This window comes from Brevibacillus jepli (assembly GCF_047229145.1).
Taxonomy (GTDB): Bacteria; Bacillota; Bacilli; order Brevibacillales; family Brevibacillaceae; genus Brevibacillus.
Window position 1 is genome coordinate 345,711 of the sequence record NZ_JBFEFW010000002.1, and the last position, 21,363, is coordinate 367,073.

General features: G+C 48.5%; 17 protein-coding genes. 2 read left to right on the plus strand and 15 right to left on the minus strand.

The window, feature by feature from the left end:
• Window positions 1-151 precede the first annotated feature (151 nt).
• The 14 genes from AB1L17_RS03580 to AB1L17_RS03645 all read right to left on the minus strand — a co-directional run bounded on the left by AB1L17_RS03580 (window position 152) and on the right by AB1L17_RS03645 (window position 18,038).
• Entirely contained in the window at window positions 152-1,552 is a 1,401-nt protein-coding gene (locus tag AB1L17_RS03580; protein ID WP_412847426.1) for a M20/M25/M40 family metallo-hydrolase, read from the minus strand.
• Complete coding sequence (locus AB1L17_RS03585; protein WP_412847427.1) at window positions 1,552-3,192, minus strand: ABC transporter substrate-binding protein; 1,641 nt, start codon at window positions 3,190-3,192, stop codon at window positions 1,552-1,554. The genes AB1L17_RS03580 and AB1L17_RS03585 overlap by 1 nt, the downstream gene beginning before the upstream one ends.
• Before the next feature lie 36 nt (window positions 3,193-3,228).
• Window positions 3,229-4,137: an oligopeptide ABC transporter permease gene (gene opp4C, locus AB1L17_RS03590; RefSeq protein ID WP_412847456.1), complete on the minus strand. Its 909-nt coding sequence runs from the start codon at window positions 4,135-4,137 to the stop codon at window positions 3,229-3,231.
• 29 nt (window positions 4,138-4,166) lie between these two features.
• A complete protein-coding gene (locus tag AB1L17_RS03595; RefSeq protein WP_412847428.1) occupies window positions 4,167-5,117 on the minus strand; it encodes an ABC transporter permease in 951 nt (316 codons plus the stop codon).
• Between the two features lie 12 nt (window positions 5,118-5,129).
• Entirely contained in the window at window positions 5,130-6,119 is a 990-nt protein-coding gene (locus AB1L17_RS03600; protein WP_412847429.1) for an ABC transporter ATP-binding protein, read from the minus strand.
• Window positions 6,116-7,135 (minus strand): ABC transporter ATP-binding protein, encoded by a 1,020-nt coding sequence (locus tag AB1L17_RS03605; protein WP_412847430.1) that lies wholly within the window; start codon window positions 7,133-7,135, stop codon window positions 6,116-6,118. Before AB1L17_RS03605 ends, AB1L17_RS03600 begins: the two co-directional genes overlap by 4 nt.
• Window positions 7,136-7,182: 47 nt before the next feature.
• Window positions 7,183-8,382 (minus strand): amidohydrolase, encoded by a 1,200-nt coding sequence (locus AB1L17_RS03610; protein ID WP_412847431.1) that lies wholly within the window; start codon window positions 8,380-8,382, stop codon window positions 7,183-7,185.
• 185 nt (window positions 8,383-8,567) lie between these two features.
• A complete protein-coding gene (locus AB1L17_RS03615) occupies window positions 8,568-10,583 on the minus strand; it encodes a S9 family peptidase (protein ID WP_412847432.1) in 2,016 nt (671 codons plus the stop codon).
• A 34-nt stretch (window positions 10,584-10,617) separates the two neighbouring features.
• Window positions 10,618-12,408, minus strand: a complete 1,791-nt coding sequence (locus tag AB1L17_RS03620; protein WP_412847433.1) for a S9 family peptidase — start codon at window positions 12,406-12,408, stop codon at window positions 10,618-10,620.
• A 90-nt stretch (window positions 12,409-12,498) separates the two neighbouring features.
• The gene (locus tag AB1L17_RS03625; protein WP_412847434.1) at window positions 12,499-14,124 is read right to left on the minus strand and encodes a peptide ABC transporter substrate-binding protein; all 1,626 of its coding nucleotides are present in this window, start codon (window positions 14,122-14,124) and stop codon (window positions 12,499-12,501) included.
• A 36-nt stretch (window positions 14,125-14,160) separates the two neighbouring features.
• The gene (locus AB1L17_RS03630) at window positions 14,161-15,108 is read right to left on the minus strand and encodes an ABC transporter ATP-binding protein (protein WP_412847435.1); all 948 of its coding nucleotides are present in this window, start codon (window positions 15,106-15,108) and stop codon (window positions 14,161-14,163) included.
• A complete protein-coding gene (locus tag AB1L17_RS03635; protein WP_412847436.1) occupies window positions 15,109-16,128 on the minus strand; it encodes an ABC transporter ATP-binding protein in 1,020 nt (339 codons plus the stop codon).
• A gap of 29 nt (window positions 16,129-16,157) precedes the next feature.
• Window positions 16,158-17,102 carry an ABC transporter permease gene (locus AB1L17_RS03640; RefSeq protein ID WP_412847437.1) on the minus strand — a complete coding sequence of 315 codons (945 nt, stop codon included), beginning with the start codon at window positions 17,100-17,102 and terminating at the stop codon, window positions 16,158-16,160.
• A 3-nt stretch (window positions 17,103-17,105) separates the two neighbouring features.
• Window positions 17,106-18,038 carry an ABC transporter permease gene (locus tag AB1L17_RS03645; RefSeq protein WP_412847438.1) on the minus strand — a complete coding sequence of 311 codons (933 nt, stop codon included), beginning with the start codon at window positions 18,036-18,038 and terminating at the stop codon, window positions 17,106-17,108.
• A gap of 400 nt (window positions 18,039-18,438) precedes the next feature.
• Between AB1L17_RS03645 and AB1L17_RS03650 the strand changes: the two genes are divergently transcribed.
• Together AB1L17_RS03650 and AB1L17_RS03655 are read left to right on the plus strand one after the other, a co-directional pair.
• Window positions 18,439-19,749, plus strand: a complete 1,311-nt coding sequence (locus tag AB1L17_RS03650; protein WP_412847439.1) for a helix-turn-helix domain-containing protein — start codon at window positions 18,439-18,441, stop codon at window positions 19,747-19,749.
• A gap of 104 nt (window positions 19,750-19,853) precedes the next feature.
• Window positions 19,854-20,372, plus strand: a complete 519-nt coding sequence (locus AB1L17_RS03655; protein WP_412847440.1) for a GNAT family N-acetyltransferase — start codon at window positions 19,854-19,856, stop codon at window positions 20,370-20,372.
• Window positions 20,373-20,426: 54 nt separating this feature from the next.
• On the opposite strand, the gene AB1L17_RS03660 is transcribed toward AB1L17_RS03655, so the two are convergent.
• On the minus strand, window positions 20,427-21,314 hold the full coding sequence (locus tag AB1L17_RS03660; protein WP_412847441.1) for a DMT family transporter: 888 nt from the start codon (window positions 21,312-21,314) through the stop codon (window positions 20,427-20,429).
• Window positions 21,315-21,363: the final 49 nt, after the last annotated feature.

Consider the following 21,363-nt stretch of genomic DNA (forward strand, 5'->3'; position numbering starts at 1 on the left):
ATTTCGCCTCCTGTAGATGTATGTACGCTTTTCTACTGATTGTACATGTTTTGCAAAAGCAAAGTCCACTCTGGAAGTGCTGCAAAATGGTCCTAATAAGGAAAGGAGACCTTTTTACAAGCAAGGTCCCCTTTTCATTATGGTGATTGCATTATGCTTCGACGGTGCGTTCCTGCTCTGATAGTGCTTTGGCGAAACCAGAGAGCATCACGACCATATGGGCAATACCTTCCTCGAAGTCTTTTAGACGAATGGATTCATTCGGAGCATGTACCTTGCAGCCAACCCAGCCTACCCCCGTACTGACAACAGGGAGCTTCAGCTGTTCGCCGAAAATGAACATTGGGCCCGTGCCAGCTGCGTTTGGAGAAAGCACTGGTTCATGATCGTAAATGACGCGAGCCGAATCCAGCACGTGAGCAACGAACGGATGATGGAAGTCCGAGCGATACGCTTTTTGTCCGTTAATCATGGTGACAGTAATGTCCGTAAAGCCATGCTTCTCCAAATGATTCTCGATGCAGTTCATGATGTGCTGTGGATCTTGCCCTGGTACCAAACGGCAATCCAGCTTGGCCTTGGCGCTTTTCGGCAGTACTGTCTTGGCACCCTCTCCCGTATAGCCGCTATCCAGTCCGCAAATCGTCATGGTCGGATGAAAAACCATGGCTTCTCGTGGGTCCACGCCTTTTGCTGAAGTAATCAACGGACGCTTTAGCCCGTATAGCTCTGTCAGCGCCTCTTCGCTGAACGGCAATTCGGAAACGACCTTCTTTTCATTGTTTGTAGGTTCTTCGATCCCATCAAAGAAGCCTTCTACCAATATCTCGTTTTGCTGATTTTTCATCATCGCCAAGGCCTGTACCAATCGCCATGCCGCATTATCCACATACGCCCCGACAGAGGAGTGCATGTCGATCTCAGCGCCAACGCATGTCAGCTCCAGGTACGCCATCCCTTTGATTCCGGCAACCATGTTGATTCGCTCATTTTCATCCTTCCCGCCGAATTCCCAGATGCAGGCATCCGCTTGGAAGAGCTCCCTGTACTCTCGAAGATACGGCTCCAGATTCGGACTGCCGATTTCTTCTTCGCCTTCGATCAAGAACTTGATGTTGCAAGGCAAACCGCCCGCTTGCTGCTGCAAAATATGAATCGCCGTCAAACGCGTAACGAGATCCCCTTTGTTATCCGCAGCACCGCGCGCATACAGCTTTCCATCGATGATCGTAGGCTCGAACGGTTCCGTGTTCCACTCGTGAAACGGCTCAGGTGGTTGGACATCGTAGTGATCGTAAAATAGGATCGTTTTGCTGGCGTCCCCTTCACTTCCTGCTGCAAAAAACGCATACACAACAGGATTGCCGCCAAGATTGTCGAGTACCTTGGTCTCTCCACCCACCTCATGAATCATCTTGACCACGTATTCAACCGTCTCCGGGATGGCCTTATGCTGTGCAGATACGCTAGGAAATCTCAAATATTGCTTCAGCTTCTCGATGGCTTGTGGCAAGTTTTCTTGCACAACGGCTACGACTTGTTCTTTGTTCATTACTGCGCTCCTCCTACTGACCATTTTTCCAATTGATGATGGAATCCGAACACTTGTGGCTCCCCATGCGTGACCTTCTTCGATATCGCCGAGAAATCATTGTCCGAATAAAGCGAGATGATCGGAACATCCTGATTCCAAATCTTCTGTAAAGAGTGATAAATCTCCTTCCTTTTATCCGAATTTGGCTCCGCTTTTCCTTTGAGGAGTAACTCATCCACGGTGCTATTGCTGTATTTCATGAAATTAAACGTCCCCGTCGTGCTATACAGCTGAGAGACTTCTGGGTCCAAGGTGAAGGTCAATCCCATCAGCATCATTTCAAAGTCACCTTTTTTGGCCTTTTGCATGACCGTTGGGAAGTCAAAAGTAGAGACCTTCGCCTTGATTCCGACTGCCTGAAGGCTTTGCGTAAGAATATCTGCAGACTGTTCGCGCACTTTGTTTCCTATCGGGACGACGAAATCAATTTCGCGGTTAAAATCCCATCCTGCTTCCGTCAACAGTTGCTTGGCCTTCTCTGTATTGTACGAGTACTTTTCCAGACTCTTATCCAAATACGGACTTACTGACGTATACGGTCCATCTACTACCTCTCCGTAGCCCTTCAACAGCTTGTCCACGATTTGCTGGCGATCCAATGCGTATGCAATCGCCTGACGAACTCGTGGATCGGTGATCTTGGTTGTATTGAACATGAGCGTTTGGAAGCCGATCGTCGGTTCATCTTTTGTTCTTACATTTTCTAACTTCTTCACGGTTTCATAATCTTGCGGTGGAATTTTTCCTATTCCCAAGGCGACATTCATGTGGACTTCCCCTGTTTGCAGCTGTGCAACCAGGTTGGGGGCCGGCAAGACTTTAATGAACAATTTGTCCAGCTGTGGCGCGCCTAAATAATAGTCGGCGTTCTTTTCGAATTCGATGAACTGGTCCTTTTTATACTGTACGAATTTGAATGGCCCGTTGGTGACGGTAGGCTTCTGCATGAACGGATTCTGCGATAGCGTTGCAGGGTCGATCTGCTCTAATGCATGCTTGGGCAAAATCATTAATTTTGTCCCCAATTGCTCCTTGAGCATATTCGGATCAACGGGCGCTTTTGTTTTGAAGGTAAATGTTTTGTCATCGACGACCGTAACCGAAGTCAACGACTGTCCGTCTTTTAGCTTTCCTGTATTCTCCACGCCTTCGAACATCGAGACATAGCTACCTAGAGTCGTCTCGACCTTCGGATTCACAATTAATTGGAAGGTGAAAAGGGCGTCATCTGCTGTCACAGGCTTGCCGTCCGACCACTTGGCATTTTTATTCAGCTTGACCGTATAGGTCTGATTGTCTGTCGTCTCAAAAGAATCAGCCAGCTTCGGAGCGAATTTGAGCGGGCTCTCCATTTCCAAAAATGAATCGAACATGAACTTCTCTGCGAATTGGGAAGCAACGTCAGAGCTATTGATCGGATTAAACAAGATCGGTGGATTCACCATACCGAGAAACATGGTTTGTGCTCCCCCGCTCCCTCCGCTGTTTCCAGTGCTCGTATTGCCACTTGTCGCGTTATTTCCGCCGCCACCGCATGCTGCCAAGAGCAGCAGACTGGACAACACCACTGCACTCAACGTTTTTCTGAGCTTTTTCATAACCTTCCCCCCTATTCCTATGTTCGATAAACTGCGTTACTTCAAGGTTTTTGGGTCCATCGCGTCCCGTAATCCATCTCCCATAAAATTAATGGCCAGGACTGCGAGCAAAATGAATAATCCCGGTGGTATCCAAAGCCATGGTTGTGATGACAAAACCGTCAGAGACTGCGCCTCGGTAAGCATGTTGCCCCAGCTCGCTGTAGGTGGCTGGACTCCCATCCCGAGGAAGCTGAGAGACGCCTCCATGATAATCGCCTGGGCAATACCAAAAGTAGCGTTCACCAATATCGGTGCCATGCAGTTAGGAAGGATGTGCTGGAACACAATTTTGGGAGTGGAATAACCTAGCGCGACACCTGCTTTGACGTAGTCCATCTCTTTAATGGATAAGACACTGCCTCGCACAATTCGCGCAATCGGCGGCCAGCCCAAAAGTCCGAGAACAATGATGATATTGGCCAAGCTCGGTCCCATGATACTGACGAGAACCAGAATGACCATGAGATAAGGAAACGACATGAACACATCGGTAATACGCATGATGACCATGTCGATCCACTTGCCAAAGTAACCAGCCATGGCCCCTAGCACGGTGCCGATCACGACATAGATTGCTACTGCTCCCACCCCTACGGATAACGATACGCGAGAGGCATAGATCAAACGGCTCAACAGATCACGCCCTACTTGATCGGTCCCCAAAAGATGGGCGTCAGACGGTTTTGCGGCAAATTCTTCCGAAATCGCATACGGATCGCTTGGAGCAAGCAACGGCGCCAATATCGCCGTAAGTACAATCAAACTAAACACGATCAATCCCAGTACGGCGAGCTTGTGCTTCAGAAATCGGTTGGTTATCATGCGCAAATAGCTTTCTTCTTGACCAAACGTGGTCTCACTGCTGCGCAAAGGCATTTGCTCATTCAACTTCGCATTGGCCATCGACAACGGCCCCACCTCCCTTCACCAGACTAGTCGTACTTAATCCTCGGGTCCGCAACGGAATACATAATGTCCGCCATCAGATTGGAGGTAAGAACAGCGATAGCAGCCAAAAAGTTGATCGCCATTAATGTCGGGTAATCACGAGAGCCGATTGATTGAATCGTCAATTGTCCCAGTCCCGGCCATTGGAAAATTTGTTCGGTGACAACCGCCCCTCCAATCAAGACGGACACATCGATACCGACGACTGTGATGATCGGAATGAGCGCGTTGCGAAAGGCGTGCTTGTTGATGACAAAAAACTCTCGCAGTCCTTTGGAGCGTGCCGTCCGCAGATAATCCTGCCCCAGAATGTCCAGCATGCTTGAACGAACATAGCGAACCATCCGTCCGGCAATTCCCGCACCCAGCACCAAGGCAGGGAGAATCAAGTGCTTGAGGGTATCCAGAAAGCTCTCCTCACCTCCGAGCGTATTCATTCCACCTGTCGGCAGGACGTTTAATTGCACGGCAAAAATATAGATGAAACCTAATCCGAGGAAGAAGTGTGGAATGGAGATTCCCAAGAAGGATACGGATGTCGTCAAATAGTCCATCCACGAATATTGCTTGGTCGCACTCAACACCCCGATCGGAATGGCAATCAAATAAGCCAGGAAGAGCGCCGTTCCCATGAGAAGCAGCGTCGGTCCAATTCGAGAAGAAACCATGCTGAGCACTGGCTCATAGGTAGCGTACGAGAATCCAAAATCGCCAGTAACTAGATTGCCAAGCCAGCGAATGTATTGGACAAAGATGGGATCATTCAACCCCAGCGCTTCCTTTTTTAATTCAATTTCGGCCTGGGTCGTATCTGGATTGACGAACATCTCAACCGGGTTGCCTGGAGCCAGATTGACGATGAAAAAGCTGAATAGCGTAACACCTAGCAAGACTGGAATTGCGATCAACAAGCGGCGGATGATATACGGGAACATGGTACTCCTCCTCTATGACCCGAGCGGGAAGTGGCATGCGACAGAATGTATGTCCCCCTGAAGTACGGGTGACTGTTCCCGGCATTTTGCCTGAGCTAGCGGGCAACGGGAGTGAAAATGGCATCCTTTCGGTGGATTGGCCGGGTTCGGAACATCCCCTTCCATGACAATTCGCTCCCGATTGCGCAAATGAGGATTGGGAATCGGATAGGCGTGCAGCAATGCTTGTGTATAGGGATGCCTTGGATTTTTGAAAATATCAGTTGTCTTGGCCAGCTCCACGATTCTTCCCAAATACATGACCGCAATTCGATCGCTGATGTACTTCACTACCCCCAAGCCATGTGCAATAAAGAGATACGTCAGCTGGAACTCCTTTTGCAAATCTTTGAGCAGATTGAGCACCTGCGCCTGAATGGAAACGTCTAGTGCAGAGACAGGCTCGTCACAAACGATCAGCTTCGGGTTGACGATGAGCGCACGAGCGATACCAATCCGTTGGCGCTGTCCACCCGAAAACTCATGTGGATAGCGGCTTTTATGGTAGCTGGACAACCCGACAATTTCCAAAATGTCGTCTACCTTTTTTGCGACCTCCTCCTTGGCTGCCAGCTTATGGGCCAACAGTGGCTCTGCGAGCAAATCGCCGATTCGTTTTCGCGGATTTAAGGAGGAATAAGGGTCCTGGAAAATAATTTGCAAATCGGTACGTACCTTGCGCAATTCGGATCGCTTCAGTGCACTCAGCTCGCGCCCTTCGAAAAAGACCTTGCCTTCCGTTTGTGGGTCGAGTTGAACGATAGCCCTGCCAGTCGTCGACTTGCCGCAGCCAGATTCACCTACCAAAGAGACTGTCTCTCCTTGATAAATGGTCAAATCAACGCCGTCTACCGCTTTCACATGACCGACGGTGCGCGAGATGATGCCTGTTTTGATGGGAAAGTATTTTTTGAGATTTTGTATTTCCAATAAGGGAGGCTTCATTTCTTGTGAGAGGCTCATGCGATCACCTCCCGTTTGTCTGGAGAGGCTTGCTGTGTTTCTTCTTGATATAGCCAGCAGCGTACGCGATGTTCACTTTTTTGGCTCAATGGCAGCAATGGAGGTTTATCATGGGCGCATTTCTCGGTTGCGTGATGGCAGCGAGTATGAAATCGGCAGCCTTGAGGCATTTGATGGAGGGAAGGTACAGTGCCAGGGATAGAGAGGAGTCTCTGGTTACTTTCATGCTCTAGATGGGGGATTGACCCCATGAGACCTTGGGTGTAAGGATGCTTGGGGTCGTCAAACAAATGATAGACGTCTGCTTCTTCCACTACTTGTCCGGCGTACATGACGAGCACTTTGTCTGCCATCTCCGCGATCACTCCGAGATCGTGGGAAATGATCATGATCGCCGTGTTGGACTCGTGGCGCAGCTTTTTCATCAATTCCAAAATTTGCGCCTGGATCGTCACATCGAGCGCGGTTGTAGGTTCGTCTGCAATCAATAGCTTTGGCTTGCAGGATAACGCCATAGCAATCATAACTCTTTGTCTCATTCCACCCGACAGCTTGTGCGGATATTCATCGATGATCTGCTCGGCACGTGGGATGCCTACCTTCGTCAGCATCTCGATGGCATAGGCCTTTGCCTCTTTCGCTGAGAGCTTCATATGCAAATGAATAAGCTCCAGCATCTGATTCCCAATCGAGAAGACGGGATTGAGCGACGTCATGGGCTCCTGAAAGATCATCGAAATCTCATTGCCCCTTATGTGCCTCATTTCGCTCTCGGTCAGCTTCGCCAAATCTTTCCCGTGAAACTTTATGGAGCCTTTCTTGATCATACCAGCGTTGCCTAGAAGTCGCATAATCGACAAGGACGTTACACTTTTACCGCAGCCAGATTCTCCGACGATTCCGATCGTTTCGCCCGGTTTCAATTGAAAGCTAACTTCGTCTACGGAGATGACTTCACCCTTATCAGTTCGAAATGCTGTCTGGAGCTGTTCAACTTCCAGGAAGTTAATCCCCAAATAGCTGCACCCCCTGTTCTATTCGTGAATGGCTTGCTTTCTTAGCATCACTGTGGAACTGGTTCTGTCTGATTTTCCATGCAATAGTGGTGCACGATCGTGATAAGTGCTTTCGCTGCGTGAACCAGTGCTCGCTCATCTATATCAAACCTTGGGTGATGATGAGGGTAATTCGCAGATAATTCCTCATTTCTTGCGCCGGTAAAGAAAAACATACCAGGCTTCTGTTGCAGGTAATAAGCGAAATCTTCACTCCCCATGACTGGTTGCATTTCGATAATCTGGCTCGTGTCCGCACAATGACCGATGATGTCTGTGAAGATGCTACTCTCCTCTGGATGGTTATAAACGGCAGGATATCCCGCTCGATAATTGAGCGTGCAGTCTGCATGAAAGGCTTGTCCGACTGCTTGAACGATGTTGGCCATTTCTGTTTGCATATGCTGTCTGACGTTTTCATCAAAGGAACGGGCTGTACCTGTCAAAACAGCCGAATCTGCGATGACATTCCCCGCATTTCCTGCATGGAAGGAGCCTACAGACAGAACGGCTGCCTGCTGTGGATTGACTTGCCTACTCACGATATATTGTAATTGATTGACGAGCTGACAACCGATTGCGAGCGCATCGATAGTCTCATGCGGTGCTGCACCGTGTCCGCCCTTTCCCTGTATGTTGATCTCAAATGCATCACCTGCTGCCATCATATACCCACTGCGATACAGATATGTACCTGTGGGCGCTTGCGAGGTCAAATGCGTCCCGAATACAGCGTCGACTCCTTCCAGGCAACCATCCTCGATCATGGCGATCGCACCACCTGGCGACAGCTCCTCCGCATGTTGATGCAACAAGACAACATTGCCCGAGAGCTTGTCCCGATTCTCGCTCAATACTTTGGCAACGGCGAGAAGTGTTGCCGTATGCCCGTCATGTCCGCAAGCATGCATGACACCCGGCACTTTTGATCGATAAGGAACGTCTTTCTCATCTTGAATAGGGAGGGCGTCAAAATCTGCACGCAATGCAATCGTTTTTCCCGGCTTTGCTCCGTTGATGAGACCGACAACGCCTCTGCCACCCACGCCGGTTTTGACCTCAATCCCATACGATTGCAGCGTCGCCGCTATGAATGCTGGTGTCTCCACCTCTTGAAAAGATAGCTCCGGGTATTGATGCATATGCCTGCGCCAAGCGACCATCTGTTCATACATCGACTCAATCTCGGCATACAAATTCGTTAACATCATAATCCCTCCCTAAATAGTAAGAAAATTCATGATTATTCACTAGTATACGAAGAAAGAGTAGTAGTTTCAATTTTATTTTTCTGTTTTTTCTGAATTTATAGTTTATTAGTCAAGTGATTTTTCTCGCATGCGACAAAAGAAAAAAGGCGCCGTCAAGCGCCCTATTCTTTTCACTCAATTTCTTATTGTACTTTCGCTTTTTCATTCGCAGCTACATATTTGTCAAACCAATCCGTCGTATATTGCAGTCTCAACACGCGTTGCTCAGGATCACCGCTCCGGGATAGCTCATGACTCGCGCCAGGGAAGCGTACGAACGACACCGGAGCCTTTCCTTGATGCTTCAATGTCACATACAGCTGCTCAGCCTGCTCGATTGGGCATCGGTGGTCCTGTTCACCATGCATGATCAATAGAGGTGTCTCGACGTTCTCTACCAAGCGAATCGGCGAATGCTGCCACATTTTTTCCGGATTGGTGAATGGATTCGCCTGAATCTCCTCGGCAGAGAAGTAATAACCGATGTCGCTCACACCGTAGAAGCTCACCCAGTTGCAGATGCTGCGATCCGTCACACCCGCTTTGAATCGATTGGTCTTCCCGACGATCCAGTTCGTCATGAAGCCACCGTAGCTGCCGCCTGCGACCCCTAAGCGGTCCTCGTCAATATAATCGAACTGGTCGCATGCATATTGCACGGCCGTCATCAAATCGCGGTAGTCATTTCCCCCGTAATCTCCGCAGCATGCTTGAACAAAGTGCTCTCCGTAGCCGAAGCTTCCTCTCGGATTCGTATAAAGGACGGCGTAGCCTTTTGCTGCGAGCAGCTGGAACTCGTGGAAAAACGTATTTCCGTACATAGAGTGTGGACCACCATGAATTTGGAGGACCATTGGATATTTTTGACCCTCTTGATAGCCAACAGGCTTGAGTATCCAGCCGTGCAGCTTCCAGCCATCCTTCGCCACGAACTCAATCTCTTCAGGAGCTGGGAGCTCTATACCAGCAAACAACTCTTTGTTAAGCTCTGTCAGTCGTTTTTCTTCTCCATCTGTAAGACTGACTTGATACAAATCACCTGGAGTAAACGGATCACTGATCGCAGCTACTACTGTTTGTTCTTTTTCATGCAACGTGAAGCCGTAAATATTCCGATTGCCTGCTACAACATGTGTGACTTTTCCGTCCAACGTCACGTGATAAATTCCTGAATTGCCTCGCTCGCTTGCGATAAAATACATGCCTGCACCGTCTTCTGTCCAGATCGCTCCCGGGTTAGGGTGACCTGGCGAGCGTACGTCCCCGATTGTGGAATCACCGACCTGTACGTCCCAATCAGCCGTGATGCATGAATAATCGTCCTTTTCAAAATCATAGACCCAGATGTGTTTCTGTGCTGCGTACAAATGCGTGTCCAATTCACTTCCGATATACGCCAGCTTCTTACCGTCATGTGACCATGTTGGATAGGCAAAAGTCCCTTTGCTGTTGGTCAGCTTCTTCCATTCTCCCCCTTCAGAAGGGATGAGAAAAACGTCGACGCTATGCTGAAAGTCAGGGTCCTCTGCCCGGTTCGCCGTAATGGCAAGCCATTTTCCGTCTGGCGACCAGGAGCCAATCGTATGATGGTATGGTCCATCGCTGAGTGGTGTTACTTCGCCCGTTTCTACATGAACAATCGCCAACTGCTTGTTTTTCTCGTAAATGAACCCGAGGTCATCGGATTTGTACTTCATTCTTCCGACGTCGATGGCTTTGGCACTTTCTTTCTCCTCAGCACCCTCCAGGTCAGCAAATGTTTCCCCTGCATCAAGGATCGATGCAAAGACGATGAACTTTCCATCTGGCGACCACGTCGGGTTGCTGACGCCATTTTTGCAACGGGTCAGCTGTCTTGCTTCTCCCCCGTTTGCGTCGATCAGCCAAATCTGTGGCTTGCCAGATCGGTTGGACACAAAGCTGATCTGTGAACCATCTGGCGACCAGCGCGGGAAGGTATCCCGGAAGCCTGACGTCAATGGCTGCGGATCGTCTGTATCCAATCTGCGCAAAAATAAGTGATTTTGATAAGCCCGGGACTCATCAATTTTCGATTCGACATAGGCAAGTGTTTTCCCGTCTGGGGATAGCTGCGGATCGCTCGCATACCGCAATTGATACAAATCTTCAGCCGTCATACCTCTTTTGACTTGAGTCATGCCAAATCACTCCTCTGCTTTAGTGGTGAATGATTTATTCAACGGATGTGAGTCGCTCCAAAAAGAACTGTGAGATTTTCTGATTCATCGTGATGTGATTATCCAGCTTTTCGGTAAAGTGACCTTCATCCTCAAAGATGTGCAAATCCACTTCTTGACCTCTTCCTTGCATGTCCGCTACCAGCTGTTCTGCTTCGCTGACAGGGACACGGGTATCATTACGACCGTGGAATACAAGGAGCGGTGCCGTGATTTTATGAGAATGGTTCAAAGGCGCAATTTCTTCAAAGAAATCATTGTCTTCTCCGAGGAAGCCGTATTCGACCTCACGCAGTCTCCGTCTCCATGCCCCGGTGTTTTCCAGGAAGGATTTGAAATGAGAAATCCCGACAATGTCAACTCCTGCTGCCCACAGGTCAGGGTAATGCGTAAGAGCGGCCAGGGTCATGAAGCCGCCATAGCTGCGCCCCATAATCCCGATCGCATTCGGATCAACGGTTGAGCGCTTGCCTAAATCTTTGACCAGCCAAGCCAAATCCGCTACGGAATCCATCCGCTTGCGGCGATCATCGAGCTGTACGTATTCTCGACCGTAGCCCATGCTGCCGCGAACATTCGGTGCGACTACCGTGAAGCCTTCATTCGCCAAAAATTGAAAAACAGGATGATACTCCGGTCGAATTTGACTCTCTGGACCGCCATGGACGTAGACGACGACTGGTTTTTTCTCCGCTTTCTCAGAAGTATCTTTGGCATACAGGAAATACGGCACTTCCAAGCCATCAAACGATGTAAAGGTACACAATTCTGGCTCGATGAGTTTATCCTCTAGTACAGCGGATTGACCAATGCTCGTCACTCGATGGCTGGACTGCTCCGAGATTGTATACGTCCAGATATCGCCTGGCAGTGTAGGACTTTTCAGTGTATAGGCGAGCTGATCATCGGTAACCCACGCCAAGGAAGAGATCACTCCACGTGGCCCCTCCTCTACCCGCTCCCATCGTCGATCTGCCAAGGAATAGAGAGCAAGAACAGAGTACCCTCCTTCATTTATTGTGAAGGCGAGCGTTTTCTCATCGGGGGATAATTTGACCTCCTCGATGTCCCATTTAGCGGCGTGCACCAGTGTGTCCAACTCTCCCTTATTTAGCGAAAAGCGGCACAAGGCTTTCGTGTTTTCTTCGCGGTCTGTGACGAGATATCCTGTTTGGCCGTCTTTGGACAACACCAAGGAATGATAGCGTGCATTTTTGCTGCAAATGGCGAGCTTTTGCGCTTCTTTCGTTTGCAAATCCAACAAATACAAGCATTTGTCGATATTGGTCTCCTGCACACTGAAAATGAGTCCTGTCCCGTCTGGCAGCCAGCCGATTGGGTCTGTTCGTCCGTCATAGCGGTAGACTTCCTCGTACTCTCCGCTTTCGACATCCTGTACAAAAATATCAAAGCTGCGCGGATTGCGTCGATTGCTGGACCACGCGATTTTTTGCCCACACGGTGACCAGCCTCCCAAATAGTGAAAATAAGCGGAAGCGTCTGTCAGCGGCTTCACGACTGCACCGTTTTCGGTTAGCAAAAAGAACTGCTGCCGCTCGTCACCTTTGTTGTCCATACCTACGATGGTTTTTGTTCCGCACGGAGAATGATCAACTTCTACTACTCGGTCTGGCAAAAATGTCACTTGCTCAGAGCTGCCGGCCTCTTCATTCCAGCGCCATAATTGCGCAATTCCAGTTAGCTTGCTTAGGAAGGTAATCTCTCTTCGCTGCGGCACCACCTTCAATTGATAGGCGGATTTCACTTGCAGATAGTCCAAAATCACGAGAAATCATCCTTTCTTCTATTGCTATACGTACGTTGAAGTATGTGAAGTATGTAAAGAGAAAAAAGAGGAGAAGCTCCTCTTTTTTTTCTACTTTTTCGTTGCCCAGCGAGCGCTTGGGAACGCGTTGACTGGGAAAGTGAGACCTTCCAGGTTCGGTTTCACCAAATAGTTTTGTTGGTAGTGGTAGACTGGAATGAACGGCATTTCTTCCATCAAAATGGCTTCTGCCTGATGAAGCAATTCCATACGCTTGTTCGGGTCTTGCTCTACTTTTGCCGCCATATTCAACTGATCATACTCTTTGTTCACCCAACCAGTACGGTTGTTCGGGCTTTCACCCAAATAGTAATCGAGGTTAAACGCAGGGTCGTTGATTTGACCTACCCAGCCCATACGGCCCATTTGGTAATTCTTTTGTTTGGTTGTATCCAGGTACACTTTCCACTCTTGGTTTGTCATTTTCACTTCTACACCCAAGTTTTTCTTGAGCATTTCCTGGATCGCTTGTGCTATTTTCTTGTGGCTTTCATCGGTGTTGTACATCAGTGTAACTTCTGGCAGTGTGGACCAGCCTTCTTCTTGCATACCTTCAGCCAGCAGTTTCTTCGCTGCTTCGTAATCTTCCTTGAAGTAGTCTCCGCCCTCTTCACGGAAGTCTTTTCCGTTTGGTTGCATCGCTCCACGCGGAACCATGGAGTACGCTGGTGTCTCTCCACCTTGGCTTACCATTTCAGAGAGTGCTTTACGGTCAAGTGACATCGCGAAAGCTTTGCGAACCTTTTTATTCGTAAACGGCTCTTTCGTTACGTTAAACATGTACATGTACGTACCGTAGTAAGGAACGGATTTGAAATCTGGGCTCGATTTTTCTTGCGCGAGGATGTCAGACGGCATCTCTTTGTTGAAGTCGAGCTCACCGCTCTTGTACATCTGATACGCAGTCGTGGCGTCATTCACCATTTTCCAGGTGATCTTATCCATTTTTACGTCAGCTTTGTTCCAATAATGCTCGTTCTTTTCAATCACGAGCTCGGAGTCATGCTTCCAGGAAACAAGCTTGTAAGCGCCGTTAGAGATGTAGCTGTCCGCATTTGCTGCCCATTTTGGATTCGCTTCTGCTTGCTTTTTGTTGATTGGGTGCCAGTAACGGGTAGCGAGCATTTTGTCAAAGTACGAGGTAGGCGCAACCAGTTCGATTTCGAGCGTTTTTGCATCGACTGCCTTGATGCCTACATCTTCTGCTTTTCCAGTTCCTTTGTTGTATGCTTCTCCACCTTTGATGTAGTAGAGCAGATAAGCAGTAGTCGAAGCTGTTGCCGGATCCAGATGCTTCATATACGTGTAAGCAAAATCCTCAGCCGTAACCGGCTCACCATTTGTCCACTTCGCATCATCGCGCAAAATGAACGTGTACTTCAGCTTGTCATCCGACAGCTTCACTTCCTTGGCTACTCCCAAGATCGGATTGCCATCCTTGTCCTTGGTGTACAGACCTTCGCCCAAGTGATCCATGATCCAGAAGGACGTCGTATCTGTTGAAGTGAGTGGGTTCAAATCTGGTGGCTCGGACTTGGCATTGAACACGACTTCTTGTTTGACAGCAGCGCCTGGCGTTGAGGTTCCTCCAGTCGATGCTGACTCGCCACTACCACCGCAACCAGCGAGTGCCGCTACTAGCGAGAGCGACAGGGCAAAGGCAGCTAATTTCTTCACGTTGTTTCCCCCTATATATTAAGATAGAAAATCGAACTACTGATAGAGATGACAAGCAACCCAATGATTCGGCGCAGCTTCCTGCCAAAGAGGGACCTGTGCCGCGCATTGCTCCATAGCCTTCGGGCATCTCGTTCGGAAAACACAACCACTCGGAGCGTTGGCAGGACTCGGCAAATCTCCCTGCAAAATAATGCGCTCCCGCTTGATCGTCGGGTCAGGAATTGGAATCGAGGACAGCAGGGCTTGTGTATACGGATGAAGTGGCTTTGCATACAATTCGAAGCTGTTTGCCATTTCTACCATTTTCCCGAGATACATCACGCCGATTCGCGTAGAGATGTGCTTTACCATAGACAAATCGTGAGCGATAAACAAGTAAGTGAGCCCCTTGTCCTGCTGCAAATCTTCCAGTAGATTCACGACCTGCGCCTGAATCGAGACATCTAGCGCAGAAATCGGTTCATCCGCAATGATAAATTCTGGTTCGACCGCAAGCGCCCGGGCAATCCCGATCCGCTGGCGTTGACCTCCACTGAACTCATGCGGGAATCGGCTGGCATGCTCCTTCGACAGTCCGACCAGCTCCAGCAATTCCTTGACCCGATCTGCTCTTCCGCCACGCGACAAGCCGTGAATATCCAAGCCCTCTGCAATAATATCCATGACGGTCATCCGCGGGTTCAGACTTGCTTGCGGATCTTGAAAAATCATTTGGACGTCACGGTGGAACTGCTCCGCTTCTTTTCCTTTTAGTCGGTGTGCATTTTTGCCTTTGAATAGAACTTCACCATCGGTATTTTCATAGAGGCGAATCATCGTTCTGCCCAAGGTCGATTTACCGCAGCCGCTCTCACCTACTAGCCCGAGCGTTTCGCCGCGATTAATCGTGAAGGTCACACCATCGACCGCCTTTAGCGAAATCCTATTTCCGATGTCAAAATGCTTTTTCAGGTTCTTTACTTCAACCAACGCTTGGCTCATCTATGTCTGCCTCCCTGCTGCCACCAGTTCTTCCAGCTTCGGTGCGCGAGGATCATGCAGCCAGCATGCTGCCTGGTGACCCTCTGAGAATGTGGAAGCGTCCGGCATTTGCTGTTCACATATTTCCATCGCAAACTGACAACGCGGAGCGAACGGACAGCCTTTTGGCGGGTGGAATAAATCTGGCGGCGTTCCCTCAATCGGTATCAGACGTTCCTTTTCCACACCATCAATCCGCGGCAGAGATCGCATCAAGCCCCATGTGTACGGATGCTTCGGGTTCGCGAAAATATCCTCTACCTTACCCGTTTCCACTACGATCCCCGCATACATGACCACGGCCCGATGCGCGATCTCGGCGACAACACCCAAGTCATGTGTAATCATCACGATCGAGAGCTGCTGCTTTTCTTGCAATTCTCGGAGCAAGTCCAATATCTGCGCTTGAATCGTCACATCCAGTGCTGTCGTCGGTTCGTCCGCAATCACGAGCTTAGGGTTATTGGCCAGCGCAATCGCGATGACAACACGCTGCCGCATCCCTCCGGAAAACTCATGCGGATATTGATCCACCCTCTTTTCTGGATCGGGGATACCGACCAGCCGGAGCATCTCCATTGCTTTTTGACGTGCCTCTTCTTTGCTGACCTGATGCGTACGAACAAACCCCTCGACGATCTGGGCACCAACCTTCATCGTGGGATTCAGTGCCGTCATCGGGTCCTGGAAGACCATCCCGATTTCGGCCCCACGAACCGAAAGCAATTCCTTCTTGTTCATCCCCGTGATGACTTTTCCGTCAAATTGAATCTGACCGTCCACGATTCTTCCCGGCGGGTTCGGAATCAACCCCATGATCGCTTGGGCAGTTACACTCTTCCCACAGCCACTCTCGCCTACAACCGCAAGCGTCTCGCCACGATCAACATGAAAGGTAACTCCCCGTACAGCTTGTACCTCTCCACCGTACGTTTTGAAATGTACGCGGAGGTTTTCTACTTGTAGCAAATGATCTGCCATGCCTGATCCTCCTATCCTTCGTGGCGAGGTTATTCGCGAATTCTTGGGTCCAATGCATCCTGCAAGCCATCACCGAAAACGTTGAAGGCAAACATCGTCAAGGAAATCATCAAGGCCGGGAAGAACAGTCTCCACCAATCCCCTGTCAAAATAACGCCGAGTGCATCGTTGGTCATCGTTCCCCAGCTAGCGATTGGCGCTTGTACACCCAAGCCCAAAAAGCTGAGGAAGGATTCTGCAAAGATCGCCGATGGAATCGTAAACGTCAAATTCACGATGATGACCCCGATCGTATTCGGAATCAAGTGACGCAGTAAAATGCGAGGGAATTTGGCCCCGAGCACTTGTGCTGCCATGATGAACTCCTGGTTTTTCAATTGCAGAATTTGACCCCGTACCAGGCGAGCCATCCCGACCCAGCCGGTGGCCGACAGCGCGATAATGATGGTAATAATTCCAGGCTCCATAACGACCATCAGCATAATCACCACGAGCAAGTACGGCAGTCCATACAATACCTCGATCAGACGCATGATGATCGTATCGATCCGATCTCCCTTTTTACCTCGTCCAGCCATGTAGCCGGCAATACCGCCGACGGTCACGCCTATGACCAAGTCGATTAACGCTGCCGAAATTCCGATGATCAGTGAAATCCGAGCACCGTACCACGTCCGTGAAAACATGTCGCGTCCCAGCTCATCCGTCCCGAACCAATGTTCACCGGAAATTTCTTGATTGGCTTTCAATAGACTTTGATCGGAATAGCTGTAAGGTACGAGATGTGGTCCGATTATCGCCATGAAGACCATTAATATAATGAGGGTAAAGCCTACCATCGCCAGCTTGTTTCTGACGAGCTTTCTCGTTACTTGTTGAAAGTGAGTCAGGCTCGGTCGCATTTGGGCGATCTGTCCATCTGCTTTTTGAGCTCTTGGTCGAAATAACTCATTTACCGATTGATCTACCGCCATTGGCTACCTCCCCTTGGTCTGTAGTTTGATTCGTGGATCGATAAACATATAGGCCAGATCAATCAAGAAAATAATGAGCACCAAGATGGCACTGTAAAATACCGTGGTTCCCAGAATAACCGGATAATCTCGATTGAAAATACCGTCTACGAAGTACTTGCCGATCCCGGGTACCGCAAAAATCTTTTCGACGACGAACGTTCCGGTTAACAAGCCAGCGATGAGCGGACCCATAAAAGTAACGACTGGCAAAATGGCGTTGCGAATCCCGTGCTTGATGACAATCAGAAAAGTCGGAATTCCTTTTGCCTCAGCTGTCCGTATGTAGTTCTGGTTCATCACGTCGATCATGCTTGTTCGCATATAGCGAGTAATGATGGCCAAAGGTCCAAATGCTAGTGCGAGCGACGGAAGAACCGAGTGCTTCCAGCTGGCAAGCGTTGCTACCGGGAATAACGGCCATTTAATCGCTAAGTAATTAATGAGCAATGGCGCCATGATAAAGCTTGGTACAGCAATCCCCAGAACAGCCATGACCATCGCCGCATAATCGATCCAGGTATTTCGGTTTAATGCCGCAATTGTTCCGAATAAAAGTCCGAAAAAAAGGGCCACCGCAATCGCCTGCAGGCCGATCAGTGCAGATGATCCGAAGCCATCCTTAATCATATCATTGACACCGCGTGTCTCTGACTTAATGGAAGGACCCAAATCAAGCATTGCCAAACTTTTCAGATAAAGTAAATACTGCATCGGCAGCGGTTCATCCAGATTGTATTTGGCACGCAGATTCAGCAAAATTTGCTCAGGCAGCTGATCTGATTCTGACGCGAAAGGATCACCAGGGATCATATGCATCAGGCTAAAGGTCAACGTTACAATAATCCACAAGGTGAGTACCATCATCAGAATTCTTTTTAGTAAATAACGCGACATCTATACGAGCCCCCTAGTCCAGACTTGCGAAAAGATTACAAAAATTCAGCGTGCCCTCCTTTTGAAAAAACTGTTTAACGGAAATTAACCTAAAACATTCCTTAATTCAACAATATAGTGCCGTAATTATTGAATGTCAATTCTGATTTTTTTATTTTTTACATCGATTCATAAAGGAATTTGCCGAATGTTGTCAAATATACAACAATTAATACGGAATTTTTCCCTAAAACATCCCTATTTTAAAATTTGTTTCTCTTTACAGCTCTCTTGCACATTTCAAGACGATATATCATCCTAAAATAAGGAAGACTTACATACAAGGATGCCGAAAAAAGGATGGGACTCCTTCGTGACGAATTGTTTTTCCCGTAGTCTAACTTTTTTGGAGGACATTTTGATGATAAAAGTTGGCATAGTCGGTCCAAAAGATTCAGTAGAGGCGATGGTAGCTGTGGGACGTGAGTTTTCCGAACACATCCTGATCACCTCCTTTATTTATCAAGGAGTGGAACAAGTAGCAGCCTATGTAGCCGAAAATGATATGGATACAGACATCTGGTTCTTCTCTGGGGTCGCACCCTACTCGATGGCAAAAGCGCATATTGGTAAGAAAAAAGCCTTTTATCCGCAAGTCAATTCAAGTGTCCTGACCAAAGTATTGCTCGAATTAGTATACCGCGATGGTTTTTCTTTAGATCGCGTGAGCTTCGATACCATATCGGAAGCGCATTTTCGTGAGACTTTGGAAGAATTGGGCTTGCACTGTGAGAATCCATTCCTGAAACCTTATCAAGAATTCAGAAAGAGATCTGAATTGGTTGCCTATCACACCCACCTCATCCAGGAAGGCAAGGTAGACGCTTGTGTCACTGGAACACTTTTCGTCACCGAAGAATTGAAGCGACAAGGAATCAGAGTATACCGAATGGGCTTCACGCGCTTCATATTTCGAGAGATTTTCAAGCAAATTCTACAAGAGGGCGAAACACTCCACTTCAAGCGCTCCCAAATTGCTGTTCAATTGATTGAGGTAAGCGACATGGAAAAGCTCGTAAATGAACCTGCAAACGCTTACGATCTTCGCCGCCTCGACCTGAAGCTGCAAGAGCTCGTGCTCGATTACACCGAATCGATTTCAGGCAGCTTTGTCGCTGTGGGCAATTCCAAGTTCATTATTTTTTCCACCCGCGGATCTTATGAAGACAACCCAGATTTTCACCCCACGATCCTCTTGGAAAAAATCAAGCTGCTCACGAATTCACATGCGAATATGGGAATCGGCTTTGGCGTCACAGCTTTATCTGCTGAACGCAATGCACAGCTCGCGCTTAGCCATGCCAAAAATCATATGGATGCCGCGATCCTCGTCGACCATGATGGTTCGATTGAAGGACCTCTGCGTCAGACGAACAGCATCAGCTACGAATATTGGACGCAAGACAAGGAAATCAGCGAAAACTTGAAAAAAGCCGGGGTCAGCATCACCACATTTAATAAGATCATTTCTGTCCAAAAAGCATTGGGGCAAAAATATATCAGCGCCTCAATGATTGCGGAATGGATGGGCATGACCCCTCGTAACGCGCGGAGAATATTAAGTGACTTGGCGGAGCACAACATCATCGAACAAATCGGAGAAGAGACGCCGACGAACCGAGGGCGCCCGCGCAAAATTTATCGTGTACTTCCATCCCCTTCATCAACGTAGCGTAAAGCGTAAGCCTTCGAACAGGAGAAGCGTTTCTCCACCCTCGACTACTTACGCTTCTCTTCTACTAGATAAAGAAACTTACAGTAAAGAAGGTGATCACATTGACTGGCTATACAAACCACAGAGCGACCATTCGAACCGTTCATATCGAGGATGCAGCAGCCATTTTAACTTTGCAGCGTGATGTTTTTGGTGAAGGTGATTATTTTATCGCTGTTTCCGAAGAGTACAACAAAACCATTGAGCAACAGCTCGAATGGATTCAATGTGTCATCGACAATGACAGGGAAACCATGTTCGTAGCAGAAATAGACGGTGAATTGGTTGGCATGATCGTGTTCTCTTCTCAAGCTCGCAAACGTTCGATCACGATGATGCTTCATAAAGAACATAGAAATAAGGGAATAGGCAAAGCCTTGTTGAAAGAGCTACTAGCTTGGGCAAAACAACATCCGCTGATTGAAAAGGTCAGCTTAGGGGTGTTCTCAACCAATTTGAGAGCAATCGCTTTATACAACAGCATGGGATTTGTGGAAGAAGGACGAAAAGTGAAGGAATTTAAGCTAGCCGATAATGAGTATGCAGATGATGTTCTGATGTACCAATTTGTTAAGGCTTAAAACTGTACAAAAAAAGACCCTCGTCAGGTCCTTTTCCATTTTAGCAAACAATCTCTATACCGATTTCGATGGCTGAACAGATTGTTTCTTTTGAACACTGGCAACAATCACACCCACGACGATGAGCAAGGAGCCTCCCACTTGAATCGCGGTCACCTGCGAGCCAAGCAGTAAAAATCCGACGAGCATCGCTACAAACGGCTGTAAATTAAGGAAAATAGCTGCTTTGCCGGTTCCTACCACTTTTAATTGCTGATTCCAGACGATCCCACATATGCCTTGCATGAGAATCGCAGTTAGAATAAGCATCGCCCATGCCCACACTTCGTGGCTGATCTGCGCTCCTGGCTCGATCGTCAACAACGCCGCAGGAGTCAAAAACAACGTGCCAACTGTCGTCGAATACACAGTCGCAATAAAAGGCTGCATCGTTTGCGTCAGCTTGCGGATAATGATCATGGAGGACGAGAATGTGACCATGGCGATCACTATGAGAAAGACTCCCTTGGAAATGGACAGCCCCGCCCCGATACCGACAACGAAGAATGTTCCCAATAGAGCCAAGCCCGAACCAATCTTCATGCGCAGCGTAAACTGTTCCTTCAAAAATAACGAGGCCAGCACAGCAGTGACGATCGGCGACAAGGAAAGAATCAAGGACGCGGTGGTCGCGTCTGTCGTCAACAGCCCGTTGAAATACGCCGTTTGATTCGCCAACGTCCCGATCAGGCCGAGCAAAACAAGCAGTCCTAGCTCACGAGCCGTGATTTTCACGAATTTTTTGGTCAACCACGCGTAAATGATCAGAAACACGGATGTGAAAAGCAACCGAACATCTGCCAAAAATAGCGGAGGAAACTCTTTAACCAGCATACTCCCGAACACAAAATTACTGCCCCACAGCGTCACACAAAAAAGCAACAGCAAATACGACCGAATCATGTTTTTTCCTTCTTTCACCCGATGCATTATTCTTTCGTTAGCTATCGTA